The sequence below is a fragment of the Paraburkholderia ribeironis genome, assembly GCF_900019265.1.
GTDB classification, from domain to species: Bacteria; Pseudomonadota; Gammaproteobacteria; order Burkholderiales; family Burkholderiaceae; genus Paraburkholderia; species Paraburkholderia ribeironis.
Genome location: NZ_CYGX02000071.1, coordinates 1 through 14500 on the forward strand (window position 1 = coordinate 1; position 14500 = coordinate 14500).

The window sequence follows — 14500 nt, forward strand, 5'->3', positions numbered from 1 at the left end:
GGTTGATTCAGTCTAGGCGATCGGACGAGTTTTTACACAGCCTCGGCCAGTAGCAGACTACCCGAGCACACACTCGTCACGCGTGCTCCACGCGCTGCACATCGACTTACAAAGCGGCGCGTACGCGCGTCGATCATGGCGGCATCCACGCCATCACCGCCAGCCACGAGCAAAGTATCCACCTGGTTGGCTGGCGGCAGTTTCTCGCATGCCCAACTCACGCCCGCCGAACTACGCACCAGACCCGGCTGCGCTGCCACGATCTTCAGCGAGTAGTACGCGTCCCGATAGCGGCTCGCCACCTCGAACGCAGCCACAGGTCCAGCCGCGTCGAGCAACTGGAATTCGGGGAAGACAAGCACAGCGATGCGGTGGGGCATGGCAGGAAAAGTTGGGTATATGACATTGCTGCCATCACGATAGAGCGCGATGCTACGAAGTGTCAATCCACTCGAAGGAGACTCGCGCCATGACCGCTTCCCCGTTCATCATCGTTTTTGCGCTATTCGATCGCATCACGCAGCTTGATTTCACAGGTCCCTACGAGGTGTTCTGGCGTTTGCCGGGCGCGCAGTGTGTGATGGCTTCGGTTGATGGCGGAGAAATTCGGGCCGATGGCGGACTCACGATCACAAACGTGCAACGACTGGCCGACATTGCGCAGGCGGACCTCGTGTGCGTTCCCGGCGGCTTCGGCGTGATCGAGGCGATGGGCGATGCGTCCTTCGTCGGTGAAGTCCGCCGGCTGGCTAATGGAGCCCGTTATGTCACGTCAGTGTGTAGCGGATCACTGGTGCTCGGTGCTGCAGGATTGCTTGGCGGAAAACGCGCCGCCTGCCATTGGGCGTGGCGCGATCTGCTGCCATCGTTCGGCGCGATCATGGACGAGAGCCGTGTGGTGCGCGACGGCAATCTCATTACCGGTGGTGGCGTGACTGCGGGAATCGACATGGCGCTTTCGGTGATGGCCGACATCGCCGGAGCCGAGTACGCGCAGTCGGTGCAGCTCGGCATCGAATACGCGCCAGCGCCACCGTTCGACTGCGGGCGTCCCGAGCGCGCAGCCCCACAGATCCTGCGGGCTGTTACGGAGCGGCTGGATCGCCTGCGCGCGGATCGCTACGCAGCGGTGCAGCGGGCTGCACAAAAACTTTGACGCGTAGAGTGGCATCTCCGTCTCGACATCCGGCCAGTTCTTCCAGGCAGACGAGCGCAATCTCTTGTGGCACCGGGGCTGACTCCATGGCCCCGGGCTCGCCGCACGTCACATCATTGCGCTGTTGCTGCCAGTACTGCCAGTGCCGGACAAAGGTACGGACGTCGCTGTAAGCGGATGAGCGCGACCCGCCGCGGACAGCAGCGAGACGGCGGCCTGATCGGGCATGCCATTGGCGTCGATAGCCCCTGCTGCCGCTAGCGCGCCCAGATCGCTGTCGACACCTGCTTGCCCAACCGTAAAGGATGTCGTCAGAAACGCAGGTGCAGTCAGCGTGACCGCATAGTGCTGCTGCAGATTTGTGACGACTACCGATTGCGCAGCCTGCACGTCGGCCGGGTTTGCCAGCACCTGCTGGAACTGTGCGTTGGTCGGGAAGCCCGCTATCAGAGCGCTCTCGTTCGTGCCGAGTTGCGAAGCGATGTAGACAAGCATCAGTTCGGTCTCTGGCGTCAGATTGAAGGTACCGCCGGCAAATGCCAACGAATGCAGGCTCGTGCCACCAGAGGTCACGGTGAGGATGCAGGGAGGCGTCGCATTGAACGCGATCGTGTAGTGTCCACCGCCGTCGGACAGGGTGGAGCCCGAGCCCTGCACACAACTCAAGCCGACCGTCGCGCTGGCGAGCGCTCTGCCGGTGGCGGCCGTGCCGGATATAGCGATGGTTGGCGTCACGTTTGCACCACCGCAACCGTTGAGGCCGATGCAGGCGTTTCCGCCGCAAGCGGCGAGCGTCGCGAGGGAAGCCACGCAAATTGCAGCCAGCGCCGGACGAACGAAACACGCGCAGTGAGTGTTCATGGTTGCCTGCCGTTGATAGATCGGGATGGGGCATTCGGTTCCATGGAACGGAGCCAACTACAATTTTAGCGCCCCATGACTCGAGACCGTTCTACACGTCAATCACATTTGCCGGTGCATCAACTGCTGAACGGGGGTTCGTCGGCTCTCCGGCGGGTAAAGGTCGCCCCATCGCTGTCAGTCGCGGTCTCAGGAAAACAGTCAATGAGGCAGCACGCGCTTCAAGAATTCCTTTGCCCGCTCCGATTGCGGATTGTCGAAAAACGCGTCCTTATGGGTGTCCTCAACGATAAGACCCTGGTCCATGAAAAGGACCCGATGGGCTACCTTCTTCGCGAAGCCCATCTCGTGCGTCACACACATCATCGTCATGCCTTCCTGGGCGAGTTCGATCATAACGTCAAGCACCTCGTTGATCATCTCGGGGTCCAGCGCGGACGTTGGCTCGTCGAATAGCATCGCGATCGGATCCATCGACAGCGCCCGCGCAATGGCGACCCGTTGCTGCTGTCCGCCGGACAGCTGGCCAGGATACTTGTCGGCGTGCGCCCGCAGCCCAACCCGGTCGAGTAGCGCGAGGCCCTTCGCCGTTGCCGTGTCCCTATCCCGGCCCAGCACCTTGATCTGCGCGAGCGTCAAGTTTGCGGTGATGGACAGGTGCGGAAACAGTTCGAAATGCTGGAACACCATCCCGACCCGTGCGCGGAGCTTCGACAGGTCAGTACGCTTGTCCCCGACCGACTGACCGCCGACCACGATCTCGCCTTGCTGGAATCGCTCCAGCCCGTTCACGGTCTTGATCAACGTCGACTTGCCGGATCCGGATGGACCGCATACGACGACCACTTCACCCTTGTTCACTTCGGTCGTGCAGCCGGTCAGGACCTGAAACGGTCCGTACCACTTCGATACACTGTTCAGTTCAATCATCAAAATATCCTTATGCTCCGCGTTGCCTGCTTTTTCTCAGCGGACGTGCGCCCTTGCGAGCCGTACTTCGACGTGACGCTGAACCGACGACATCGCGGTACTGAGCAACCAGTAAATGGCCGCCGCAGCGAGATAGAGCGGTAGCGGTTGAAACGTGGACGCAATGACCTCCTGCGCCGCGCGCAGCATCTCGGTCACGGTGATCACGGACACCAGTGACGTGTCCTTGATCAGGCTGATCAGCGTGTTGCCCAGACTCGGCACGGCCATCCGCAACGCCTGAGGACAGATCACATAGCGCAGCGTCTGCAGGTTAGTCAGACCGAGGCTATGCGCCGCTCCCCACTGCCCCTGACCAATCCCGAGAATCGCGCCACGCATACTTTCCGACAGATAGGCGCCGGCATTGGCCGTCAACGCGAGAATGCCTGCGCTTGTCGGATCGAGGGAAATCCCGATATCTGGCAACCCGTAGTACACGACGAAAATTTGCACGAGCAGTGGCGTGCCGCGCATGAGGCTGACGTAAGCACGCGCGATGCCCGTGATGACGGGCTGACCACTGATCCCCATGATCGCGACGATGAGGCCGACAAACAGGCCGAGCACCGCCGAGGCCAGGGCAAACTTCAGGGTAACCGTTGCGCCCAGCAGGAGGACAGGCAGCGCGTGAATAACAAGGTCGATTGGTGTCATGAGATGATCCGCCGCGCGGGCGCGTCACCCCGGCCAGAACCGGGGCGCCACGAAAGATGAAGATGTAGAACGCTTACTGGGCGACGGCCTGTGTCACATCGGAGCCGAACCAGTGCATCGAGATCTTTTTCAGCGTACCGTCCTGTTTCATCGCGTTCAAAGCGTCGTTGATCGCCTTCTCGAACTCCGGGTTGCCCTTGCGGAACGGGATCCCCATTTCCTGCTCGGCACCCTTCAACACAGCGCCAGCCCGCAGCGGGAGTTTCGAAGTCTTGATGATGTACGGCAGCATCAGCCGGTCGTCGAGCGTCGCGTCAATTCGTCCTGCCGAAAGATCGCGCAGCTTTTCAGGGGCACCAGGGTAGGTCTGCACGTTGATGCCTGACACGGCGCGGGCCATCTGGTCATAGTTCGTACCGAGCGTCACACCGATTTTTTTATCGCCACTGAACTCGGCGAGCGAGTTGAACTCGCGCTTGTCGTCGACCCGCTGAATCAGCTGCGCCGCCGAGAACGTATAAGGCTGACTGAAATCTAGCGCCTGCTTGCGCTGCGGAGTAATGGTGACCTGGTTGACGATCACGTCGAACTTCCCAGCCTGCAGTCCGGCGAGAATGCCACTCCACTCGGTCGGAATGAATTACGGTTTGACGCCAAGCCTGGCTGCGACGGCCTTCGCAACGTCCACATCAAAGCCTTCGAGTTCTCCGCTGGCATTCTTGTAATCGAATGGCGGATAGGTCCCTTCCAGACCGACGCGCAGCACGCCGCTCGATTTGACGGTTTCGAGGAGATCCTGGGCGTGAGCGCTTGCGCTCACAAAACTGAATGCAGTCGCGATGACCGCACCACGCAAAAGTACACCAACCGTATTCTTCAACTTCATTGTCTCCTCCGTGAATTTAAAGTGCTTCCTCTACTACGCATGCAGAAAGCGGAATGCCTTCTCCAGGTCTTTAATCACCGTGCTCCACGCCCCCTTGTTCGCCGTGATCACGCCCATCGTCGCGTCCTGGCCCTCCGGCGTGGACATCGCCTTTGCTCGCGCCTCCATGTCTTCCATGTTGCGGAAGACGATCGTCGATGCCCGGTAGACCGGCGGATTCATCACGCCGCCAAATGCATCCGGATTGTAGACCCCGTGAAGCAAAGATGTTTCGGATTGCCTATCTATTCATTGCCAGACACATCGCAGCGGCCGGCTGTTACTCGTCAAGTTTGGGTGACCTGCCAATTCGACGGACGCTGCTACGTCAACATGCCTGCAGCATGTGATCTGTGGCGGTGCGCTATCGTCCCTCACGCCGGGTGGACTCCCGCTGTCGCTCAGGGGCTGGCGCGTTGTCTTTTTCTGGCTGTGACCATGCGTTCATGGAGCGCGGTCACGACGTTGCTCCCGGTTTTCACGAACAGGAAAGGAAACAGTGCATGCACGATCAGCGCGAGCGACGCGATAAACATCGGAAGTCCGAACGAGAACGCTGCCCCCATATGCTGGAGGTAGGTCTCGTCGACCGAGTTGGGGTGTGCACGAAAAAGCCGCAGCAAATGGTTCATGCATGAAACCTCGTTGTCTTGTTGTTGGGGGCGGCGCGGCGACGGACGCATTGACTCGCGCCACCCGCCTCACCTTGCATGTCAGCCATCCTACGGAAACGCTGGGAGAATTTTTTTTCAAAAAAAATCCCGTTTATCCCTTAACAGGAAGAATAAAATTCCCCTGACAACGCGACTACGATAGATGCTATCTCCCGAAAAGCGCTACGGACCTTCCCTCGGCTTTTCGCCTTCCAACGGTCCCGAGGGTGTTGTCAAGTTAAACGGTCCCGACGACACAATGCTGCCGAAGCCGTTTGTTTGCTCAGAAGGGTGACGGATTTTGGGCGAGTTCGGCGAAAACATGCCATGCGGCAAAGCGCTCAGCGAGCTGTTTGCGGTGGAGCGACGCGCGCAAAAGATGTTGCTTGAGCGCGAAGTGTTGCCGGATCGGGTCGAAGCTCGACAGACAGACAGACTTGAGTTCGGGTTTCGGCTCGCGGAAGCCGCACACGCCTCGAAGGACGTCCCCTTGTGGGATGCGTCTCTCACGTTCGCGCGGCGTTAAATTTGAAAATCAGGAACAGTATTGAGTCGAACCTGAACAATGCTCGAAGCTTTATCCGGCAAGGCTTCGAAGATCGTTCAGATTCGACGGATTATCCAGGGCCGGCTATTGACCCTGCGCGTTGAACCAGCCAGGCCCAATTGGCGCGTAACCGCTTGTACCGGCAGCCGCCGCAATTGCGCTGGCACCGAAATTTGGCCACGCTGGATAGTACTGACTCGATACAGCCTGGGCCGTGCCTTCAATCTTCTCGGCACCAGGCGTACCCGACGATCCGGTTGTCGATCCGAGCGTCACGATGCCGAAGTACGGCTCATAGAGGCTCGTGCTGCTCGGTGACGACAATGTCATATCTGAATAACAGTAAGCGTACACGGGACCATACGCGCCCTTGGGTTGTTGTCCGATCCACGCCATCAGCGCACTATACTCGCGCGCCTGGTTGGCTTGTGTCAGGTAGGGATAACTGGTTTGAAAATTGGCGTTCGTGTACTGCACCGAAGAACCGCCCAATTGCCCCGTGAAATTTGTCGCGCCATCCGAACCGGTGGTCGGCGCGCCAAACTCCGTGAGGACGATCGCTTTCGCTCCGTCGCCGTGCGAGGTCATCTGGTCGCGCAGACTCGTGCCCGTGTAGCTTGCGAAGGTATTACTTCCATTGCTCGCTGGCCAGGCGTAGGACGGCGAGGTGAAGGTGTGCCACATGATGTTGAACGCATTCGAGTATTGCGGGAACGACGAGTTGAGCGTCGTGCTCGGACACTGGTCGGGTGCCGATTGCCAGTCGTCGCTGAAGCAGTAGGGATGATGGCTAAGTGCGTCGAAATACCCTTGAGCGCCGTCCGCATACATCACCGCCAACCAGTCGCGCGGATCCCACTGCGTAGGCGCGGGATAACTGGAATTGGTCGAATTAACGAGGCCCGCGACACCATTCGACGGCAGCGCGCCTGTTCCGTTGTTCGGATATGTGGTGCATTCCGCACTGCCGCCCGCATACACATAAGCGCCGAGATTTGCCTGCTTGATAACCGGGTAGACGCTCTTCAGGATCGTCGTGTAAAGAGCGGGATCATGAGGCATGAAATCACCGCCGCAGTTGGGCTCGTTCCAGATCTCCCATGCATCGACCTGACCGCCGTAGCTGTCGCTGCTGTAATGCTTGGCGGCGGCCCGCGCAAAATTGGTATAGAGAGCGGGATCCGGCGCGCACATCCAGGATGAAACGTAGTTTGCCTGCTGATAGCTGCTCGAGCATTCTGAACTCACGGCCCACGGAGGAGTAAGCAGAATCACGCCCAGCACGCGCAAGCCGTTGTTGCGGGCGGCACGGATGATCGTGTCTGCCACCCCCCAGGTTAGTCCGCTGCTCGTGCCCGGATTAGGATCGCTGGCATTGATCGTCGTTTGCGAGGGTTGGGTTTGCGCCCAGTTGATGCCAATCCGGACCCAGTGAGCCTTTGTCGCCGCCAGGCTGGCCATGTAGTTGTTGATTGCCTGAGTCGGGTTGTTGGGATTCTGGTTAATGATATCGTTGATTTCACCACCCAGGTTAATAGCCGGCACAGGTGTATTAGTTTGGCCGTTTGCTATCTGGCTTCCCAGCAGCGCCATGGCGATCACACCGCAGCCAAGTCCAGCTCTCGCCAAACTCAACCGGCCAACCTGAGTTTTCAGCACCGCAAATTTCGCTCGATTTAGCAGAAATTTCATCACACGAACAATCATTCACGCCTCCCAATTAATAGCTTATATAAAGGTCGCTTCTTCGTACGCCGGGATATCACAACCTATTTTCTACGTGCCGCCGTTTTTACCATGATCGGCCACACATTAATTACACGGATAAAAATTTAGCAAGCCAGAAAAGCATCGCCCCACAATCGCCTTGACTGCCATGAAACCAGGACGGAAAAACCCTTATCAAACAATGTGGCGGAAAAAATTGATGCCCCACTTTCTCTCAGCCACCTGGCCTTAAGACAATGCATACCAATTGAGTATAAGAATTTTTACATTAAAAAAGGTCAACTATCGTCAATTCCACCAAAACCAATTAGCTCATTATTGAGATGTGAGTAAAAAATATGCATATTGGATACTTATGAAAGTATTTTCAATGCATATTTTGTGTAAATTTTATTTAATATCGTTTACACACGACATACAGAGGGAAATCGTTGCCCGGCGCTCGCAGAAGTGCAGTCGGCCCAGTTTGGGACATTCGATTTACCGACCAGGATTGCCGACAATATCTCAGAGCCGATCCGTGATGGGATTTAAATCCTGAGTTTTTTTCAGGTTTCGATATATTTACGACAATGAGAACTCGTCAAGGAATTCGACATGGAGCCACTGTCCGTCGCCATTTTTGCAGGTGCATTGCTATTGAACGCAGGTACTCCCGGCCCAAGCATCGCCGCGCTAGTCTCGCGCGTCATCACCAACGGATGGCGCGGCGTGATCCCCTTCGTCGCTGCTATGTGGATCGGCGAGATGATTTGGCTCAGCATGGCGATGGCAGGGCTGACGGCGTTCGCCCAGACCTTTCAGTCCGGTTTTCAGATCATCAAGTGGCTTGGCAGCGCTTACTTGTGTTGGCTTGCCTTCAAGATGTGGCGGCAACCAGCCGCGGAGGTCGGGAACGACTTACCCCGTCGGACTTCACCGCTGTCGATGTTCGGAGCGGGCATGGCCGTCACCTTGGGTAATCCCAAGATCATGGTGTTCTACATCGCCCTGCTGCCGTCGCTCGTTGACCTCTCGTCCGTAGGTCTCCAGGAGTGGGCCATTCTTTCGTTCGTCACCCTCGTAACGTTGGCTGCGATCGATTTGAGCTGGACATTTCTGGCCCATAAAGCGCGCCTGCTTCTGCGGACACCACACGCGGTTCGCATCGCCAATCGTGTTGGAGCGTTTGCACTCGGCGGTGCAGCGGCCGCTATTGCGAGCCGGAACTGAAGGAGGCGGACGAATGCAATTTGAAATCAGGGTGGCCGAGACAACAGACCTTTCGGTCGTGCGGCAGATCACTGAAAGGGCATGCAGTTTGGGTTCCGGATCCCGGATACCCTCCACCGCCTGTTACAGAAGATCACACCTCACGCATCGCACGTGATGAGGTTATCCTGGGTTGTGAGCAAGGCAAAGTGGTGGGCCTCATCGTCGTTGAACCTGGCGATGGACATGATCGGATTTTCAGTGTCGCTGTCGATCCTGACCACGCCGGGAATGGGATCCGCCCTCGCTTGATTGCGAACCCTTACCGCGGTAAAGGGCCAATGTGCTGGCAATACGGGAGTGAGCCCATTGGCCCGATACAGCGGACTTGATCGTCACTCCCGTTCCTTGCGCGTCTTCGGTTCTTCGGGTGGCCGGTCACGTCCGCGTTGCGCCGGCGCCCTCGTACACGCATCCGGGGGTGTGACATGGGTCACGTCGTGGCAGCAGCACGCATAGACAGGAAATCCGTAGGCATTCGTGCCGACGATGGTCGTTGGCCCGTGTAGCGGGCACACCGCGTTCATGTCGCCTCCCGAAAATGGTCGTCAACAGAGTTATATCTTACGCGCGGCTCGTCAGCCTGGCGCGAAGGCACACGACCGAAGAGACAGCCGCAGTCGGGGCATGAACGGCCGGTCAGGCATCTTCCCGGAACCCAACACGAAAGGACATGCCGGGCACTCCCCGATCAGCTTCACAGCAGGCCTCGTCCGAGTCGTGCTGCTTCGATCGCGGCGATGTCGATCTTTTTCATGGTCATCATCGCGTCGAATGCGCGCTTCGCTGCTGCGCGATCGGGATCGGTTACCGCCGCCGTAAGGGCGCGCGGTGTGATCTGCCAGGACACGCCCCATTTGTCCTTGCACCAGCCGCAAGCGCTTTCCTGACCGCCATGACGAACGATCGCGTCCCACAGGCGGTCTGTTTCCGCCTGATCGTCCGTCGCGATTTGAAAGGAGAATGCCTCGTTGTGCCTGAAATGGGGGCCACCGTTCAGCCCGAGGCAAGGAATGCCGATCACAGTGAACTCGACCATCAGGACGTCGCCCTGTTTGCCGTCCGGGTAGTCGCCCGGTGCCTCGTGGACCGCGCCGACAGCGCTGCCGGGAAATGTCTTCGCATAGAACTTTGCTGCGTCAAGGGCACCGCCTTCGTACCACAAGCAAATTGTGTTCTTGCTGCTCATTTCGTGTCTCCTGGGGGGAATCGATGAGACGGCTACCGTCATACTATCGCCGCGGCCGCACGCTGGATACCACGGCAAAATTACGTTCGGCATCCGCTCTGACGTCGGGATTGAACGGTTGCCCGTTCCCGAACAGAATTCACGACTCGCCACACTTGTCGACGCGACAATACGCCCGGCTGGTCCACCGGTGGATCGCGTCAAGACCGCCGTCGCAGTCTACCCCTTGAGCAACATATCCCTGATCTTCCCAACCGCCCGAAGCGACAGAGCAGCGACGGTCAACGCAGGGTTGACTGCGGCAGAAGAAACAAACGGGCTCGCATCGGTGATAAACAGGTTTTCACACTCGTGTGCCTGCCCCCAACGATTTAATGGCGCGGTATTTGGATCATCGCCCATCCGAACGGTGCCGGACTGGTGACCCGGACCTTGACGCTCGAACAGCATCGAACCCGTGCGATGAAATCCGGCATCTTGCAGGCAATCTTTCCAGCGCCTGGTCAAACGTCTGTGAGCCAGCATGTTGGTTCGATGGCCGAAATCGAGGACAAGCTTTCGTCCATCCAGTCGCACGCGGTTTCGCTCGTGCGGAAGGTCTTCGCTATTCAGGAAGAAGTCGAGCGTGTGCTTGCTAATCCTGCCAAGCAACCACTCTGGAACGCGGGGAAGCCCCGCCTTCAGGATGGCGCCGTCAACGCGCCCAAGGGCCTGGATATTCCCAAGGGGCGGGCCGCCCGCTCCATCGGACAGATAGAAGTCGTTGATCGCGAACGTCTTCTGGTAAACCGAGTCGTTCCTGAAACGCCAGTCAAAGCCGATCACGATGCTTTGGTTATGCGCCATCAGGTTGCGGCCTACCTGTCCTGAACGGTTGATTGTGCGGTCGATATCGGACGCTAAAAGAATGGCTGCAGTCGGAATGGCACCCGCCGCAAGGACGACAACATCTGCACGCAAGCGCTGCGTTTGGCCATCGGATTCATACTCGACGCCGACCGCGCGTTTTCCGTCGGGGGAAAACAGTACCCTTTGCACCACGGCGCCACTGTTGATTTTCACATTCGGATAGTTGAGCGCAGGGATCAGCGCGCAGTTCTCGGCGTCCATCTTGCCTTCCCGGGCGCCGGGAAAGCCATCCCAACCCGTCTTGCCGTGCTTGAGCCAGGTGCCAAGGTCAATGCCTAGCGGCAACGCACTGGGATGAAGGCCGATGGCTTCAAAGCGAGCACGCGCGTGCGAGATTGCTTTCTCATCGGGAACGGGCGGGTACGGCAGGTTGGTCTTGCGTGGCGGTTCGGTCGGGTCTTGCAAGCTATCGCCCCGAACCTGATACAGGCGTTCAGCCTGTTCGTACCACGGTTCCAGTTCAGCGTATCGAATGGGCCATGGAAGCGCATCGCCCTCGGCGTGGGACACGCCATCGAAATCACGTTCGCGAAAACGGTACAGGACACCACCGTAAAACTTCGTCATTCCACCATGGCAGAAACGATTGCCCGCTGCGAAGGCTTCGCCGTTAGGCAAATACCAGAACCCGTCCGCCTTGAAGTGATTGCGCTGGTAGACAGCACGAGCATCGCGATTGTGCGCACTCGGTGCGATTTGATAGCCTCGTTCGAGAATCGTTATGTTCGCTCCCGTTGGGGCAAGACCGAGCGCTGCGGTCGCTCCACCCATCCCAGAGCCAATGATGACAACGTCTGTCGTGGTTGTGGTCATGTTGAGTCGACTCGACTGATCAGGATAGAAGCTCACTGTGACACGGTGTAACTCTCGAGCGGCAGCTTATCTCAGCGTCCGCCCTCACGCCATGGTCACGACAATCTGGTCAAGTTGGTCCGGTCGACTACACGTCGAACAGCGCGTCGAACAGCGCGTCGAACAGCGCGTCGAACAGCGCGTCGAACAACGCTTAACAAACAGCGCCCGTCGACGGCGGTAGTGTGAAGCTGACCGGTTTGCGGCAGTCTCGCTGCCGCACCCAATGCCGGCTAACATCATGATTGGCATCCGGATTCGATGCAGGTCCGGACTGGATCATCCGATCGATATTGGGGCGCGGCCGTGACCACCGGCAAGCTGAGGATTCGCGCACTCGCATTCTGCGTAGCAGGTGCGTTACTAGGCTGCGGGGCCGCATTGGCAGACGAAGTCAAGGTGATGATTTCGGGCGGGTTTGCGTCAGCCTATCGCGAACTGGGCCCGCAATTCGAGGAGGCGACCGGTCGTAAGCTAATCACCGTCTGGGGGGCCGCGGCGGGTACGGCCGCGAATGCGATCCCCGTGCGGCTTGCGCGCGGCGAGTGGGCCGACGTGCTGATCGTGGTCGGGTATGCGCTCGACCAGCAGATCAATGCCGGCACGGTCTTGCCTGCCAGCAAGGTGGACCTCGCACGCTCGCCGATCGGCATGGTGGTTCGCGAAGGGACGCCGAAGCCGGATATCAGCTCGGCCGACGCATTGCGGCGAGCGCTGCTCGCAGCGAAGTCGATCGTCTATCCGGACGACCCGACTGGCGTCTATGTCGGCGGCGAACTGTTCTGGCGTCTCGGCATCGCGGGGCGGATGGAGAGCAAGAGCCGCATGATTCCGGTCGCGCAGGTCGCCGATGCCGTCGCGAATGGAAACGCTGAGATCGGCATTCAGCAGGTCGTCGAACTGTTGCCGGTGAAGGGGGTGACGGTGGTCGGCAGTTTGCCCGCCGAAATGCAGAGGTACACGATGTTCTCCGGGGGCATCGCCACCAATGCGAAAAATCCGGCCGGCGCAGAGGCGCTGATCCATTTTCTGTCGTCGCCGGACGCGGCGCCCGCGATTGCGAGGACCGGGCTCGAACCGCTTTCGGCGACGCCAGCGAAGTGAGCGAGAACGCGTGTCCTATGCGCCGTTTCGACCTGAGTGGCCGGCGACTTTCCGTAATCGGTCCATCATCTGCCGTTCGACCTTTCTCTCAAACTGACATTGGAACGTCGGCTCCGCCCAGGACAACCGACGTCCGCAAGCTGATCGTAGCTGGCGCTTTTGTCGGTGTGATTGTCCGACGCAAGGAGACTCGTGGGTATAAAAGTGCACGTTTCGTCGAAGCGTCAAGCATAGGTTGACGTTCTTGCGCTCCGCCTGACCCGCTTTGAGAGGTATCCATGGACCGATTGCAAGGTTTGGCCGATCGCGCCAGCGCGTGGCCTCGAAGCGCGCTGGTCATGCTTTTCGCGACGGTCTGTCTTTCCTGCGGTGGAGGTGGAGGTGGTGGCGCGAGCGGAGCTGGCGCGAGCGGGGGAGCGAGCTCCGATGGAACATCAGGGAGTACTTCCGGTGGAACATCGGGAAGCACTTCCGGCGGAACATCGGGAAGCACTTCTGGCGGAACATCGGGAAGCACTTCCGGCGGAACATCGGGGAGTAGTACTGGAGGAACATCTGGTGGCACGGCACCGATCGCCGCGTCATCGGTCCCGTGGACCGGTACCTGGGCTGTCGCACCATGGATCACTGTTGCACAGGGCTTTAACAACCAGACCGTGCGCCAGATCGTGCACACCAGCATTGGCGGGTCTGCCGTGCGTGTGCAGTTGTCGAACCTTTACGGGAGCGCGCCAGTCGTAATCGGCAACGTTTATGTTGCCCTGCGCGACCGCGGTCCCACTACGGTCGCCAGCAGCACCAGAACGTTGACGTTCGGAAGCCAACCAAGCGTGACGCTGCCCGCAGGTGCGTCAATCACAAGCGACCCTGTTCCCTTCGACGTGCCGCCACTCGCGGATATTGCCGTCAGCCTGTATCTGCCCGGCCAAATACCACCGCAGTCGACGGGCCACGACGGCTCGCTACAGGACGTCTATGTCGCGCCGGGCAACCTCGGTGCCGATCCAAGCTTCACCGGCTTCACCACTAACCCTGCCGGTCAGGCCTACTATTTTTTGACGAACGTCGATGTCCAAAACGCGCAGGCAACGGGCGCGGTGGTGGCATTCGGCGCGTCGATCACCGAAGGGAGCGCATCCAGCAGCAACGCTAATCGCCGCTGGACGAACGATCTTGCCGTGCGCCTGTTCAACGCCGGCATGTCGGTCGGTGTGCTGAACGAGGGAATCAGTGGCAATAACTTTTTAACCGATGGCGGGGGCCAAGCGGGCCTCAATCGCTTCAATCGCGACGCGTTGGCCCAACCGGGAGTGAAGTGGACTATCGTCTCCGACGATGCCGTCAACAACCTCAATACCCCGGCACCAGCCAGCGCGCAGGATCTGATCGCCGCGTATCAACAGTTGATCGCCCGTGCGCATCTGGTCCATGTCAAAGTTATCTGCTCTACGCTGACACCGTTTCGCGGCACGCCGTTCTGGACACCCGCGATCGAAGCTGCACGCGAAGAGATCAACGCGTTTGTGCTGAGCCCGTCGAGCGGCTGCGATGCGGTGCTGGACCAGGCTCGCGCCGCGAGCGATCCCGCCGACCCAGCCTCTTTCCTGCCGGCTTTTAACAGTGGCGATAACCTGCATCCGAACGACGCTGGCATGCAGGCGATCGCCGATGCATTGGACCTCAATAGCCTCAAGTGACG

14 protein-coding genes and 3 pseudogenes are annotated in these 14500 nt (G+C 59.0%); 6 read left to right on the plus strand and 11 right to left on the minus strand.

Annotation, left to right across the window (positions count from 1 at the left end):
• Window positions 1-32: 32 nt before the first annotated feature.
• Window positions 33-380, minus strand: coding sequence for a DJ-1/PfpI family protein (locus BN2475_RS27325; protein ID WP_245841624.1), 348 nt, complete (start codon window positions 378-380; stop codon window positions 33-35).
• 89 nt (window positions 381-469) lie between these two features.
• Between BN2475_RS27325 and BN2475_RS27330 the strand changes: the two genes are divergently transcribed.
• On the plus strand, window positions 470-1156 hold the full coding sequence (locus BN2475_RS27330) for a DJ-1/PfpI family protein (RefSeq protein ID WP_094782579.1): 687 nt from the start codon (window positions 470-472) through the stop codon (window positions 1154-1156).
• Between the two features lie 108 nt (window positions 1157-1264).
• Here the strand turns inward: BN2475_RS27330 and BN2475_RS27335 are convergent, their stop codons facing one another.
• From BN2475_RS27335 to BN2475_RS27370, 8 genes and pseudogenes are all read right to left on the minus strand, one after another.
• The gene (locus BN2475_RS27335; protein WP_094782580.1) at window positions 1265-2017 is read right to left on the minus strand and encodes a hypothetical protein; all 753 of its coding nucleotides are present in this window, start codon (window positions 2015-2017) and stop codon (window positions 1265-1267) included.
• 201 nt (window positions 2018-2218) lie between these two features.
• Complete coding sequence (locus BN2475_RS27340) at window positions 2219-2947, minus strand: amino acid ABC transporter ATP-binding protein (RefSeq protein WP_094782581.1); 729 nt, start codon at window positions 2945-2947, stop codon at window positions 2219-2221.
• A gap of 36 nt (window positions 2948-2983) precedes the next feature.
• Window positions 2984-3643 carry an amino acid ABC transporter permease gene (locus BN2475_RS27345; RefSeq protein WP_094782582.1) on the minus strand — a complete coding sequence of 220 codons (660 nt, stop codon included), beginning with the start codon at window positions 3641-3643 and terminating at the stop codon, window positions 2984-2986.
• Window positions 3644-3716: 73 nt separating this feature from the next.
• Window positions 3717-4529 (minus strand): annotated as a pseudogene (locus BN2475_RS27350) (transporter substrate-binding domain-containing protein).
• 33 nt (window positions 4530-4562) lie between these two features.
• The gene (locus tag BN2475_RS34885; RefSeq protein ID WP_218023727.1) at window positions 4563-4751 is read right to left on the minus strand and encodes a hypothetical protein; all 189 of its coding nucleotides are present in this window, start codon (window positions 4749-4751) and stop codon (window positions 4563-4565) included.
• Window positions 4752-4969: 218 nt separating this feature from the next.
• Window positions 4970-5200, minus strand: a complete 231-nt coding sequence (locus BN2475_RS27360; protein WP_094782584.1) for a DUF6356 family protein — start codon at window positions 5198-5200, stop codon at window positions 4970-4972.
• A gap of 304 nt (window positions 5201-5504) precedes the next feature.
• Window positions 5505-5753 (minus strand): annotated as a pseudogene (locus BN2475_RS36605) (hypothetical protein); the annotation flags it as partial.
• Window positions 5754-5852: 99 nt separating this feature from the next.
• A complete protein-coding gene (locus tag BN2475_RS27370; RefSeq protein WP_245841632.1) occupies window positions 5853-7361 on the minus strand; it encodes a cellulase family glycosylhydrolase in 1509 nt (502 codons plus the stop codon).
• 732 nt (window positions 7362-8093) lie between these two features.
• On the opposite strand from BN2475_RS27370, the gene BN2475_RS27375 reads away from it, so the two are divergent.
• Complete coding sequence (locus BN2475_RS27375; protein ID WP_094782586.1) at window positions 8094-8708, plus strand: LysE family translocator; 615 nt, start codon at window positions 8094-8096, stop codon at window positions 8706-8708.
• Window positions 8709-8728: 20 nt separating this feature from the next.
• On the plus strand, window positions 8729-9079 hold the full coding sequence (locus BN2475_RS36610) for a GNAT family N-acetyltransferase (RefSeq protein WP_425435573.1): 351 nt from the start codon (window positions 8729-8731) through the stop codon (window positions 9077-9079).
• A gap of 365 nt (window positions 9080-9444) precedes the next feature.
• Here the strand turns inward: BN2475_RS36610 and BN2475_RS27390 are convergent, their stop codons facing one another.
• The gene (locus tag BN2475_RS27390) at window positions 9445-9936 is read right to left on the minus strand and encodes a VOC family protein (protein WP_094782589.1); all 492 of its coding nucleotides are present in this window, start codon (window positions 9934-9936) and stop codon (window positions 9445-9447) included.
• 125 nt (window positions 9937-10061) lie between these two features.
• Here BN2475_RS27390 and BN2475_RS35840 point away from each other — a divergent pair.
• Window positions 10062-10139, plus strand: a pseudogene (locus BN2475_RS35840) (integrase); the annotation flags it as partial.
• 16 nt (window positions 10140-10155) lie between these two features.
• Here BN2475_RS35840 and BN2475_RS27400 read toward each other — a convergent pair.
• A complete protein-coding gene (locus BN2475_RS27400) occupies window positions 10156-11658 on the minus strand; it encodes a GMC family oxidoreductase N-terminal domain-containing protein (protein ID WP_094782591.1) in 1503 nt (500 codons plus the stop codon).
• A 300-nt stretch (window positions 11659-11958) separates the two neighbouring features.
• Between BN2475_RS27400 and BN2475_RS27405 the strand changes: the two genes are divergently transcribed.
• Both BN2475_RS27405 and BN2475_RS27410 read left to right on the plus strand, forming a co-directional pair.
• On the plus strand, window positions 11959-12801 hold the full coding sequence (locus BN2475_RS27405; protein WP_094782592.1) for a substrate-binding domain-containing protein: 843 nt from the start codon (window positions 11959-11961) through the stop codon (window positions 12799-12801).
• 656 nt (window positions 12802-13457) lie between these two features.
• Window positions 13458-14498: a GDSL-type esterase/lipase family protein gene (locus BN2475_RS27410; RefSeq protein ID WP_245841626.1), complete on the plus strand. Its 1041-nt coding sequence runs from the start codon at window positions 13458-13460 to the stop codon at window positions 14496-14498.
• Window positions 14499-14500: the final 2 nt, after the last annotated feature.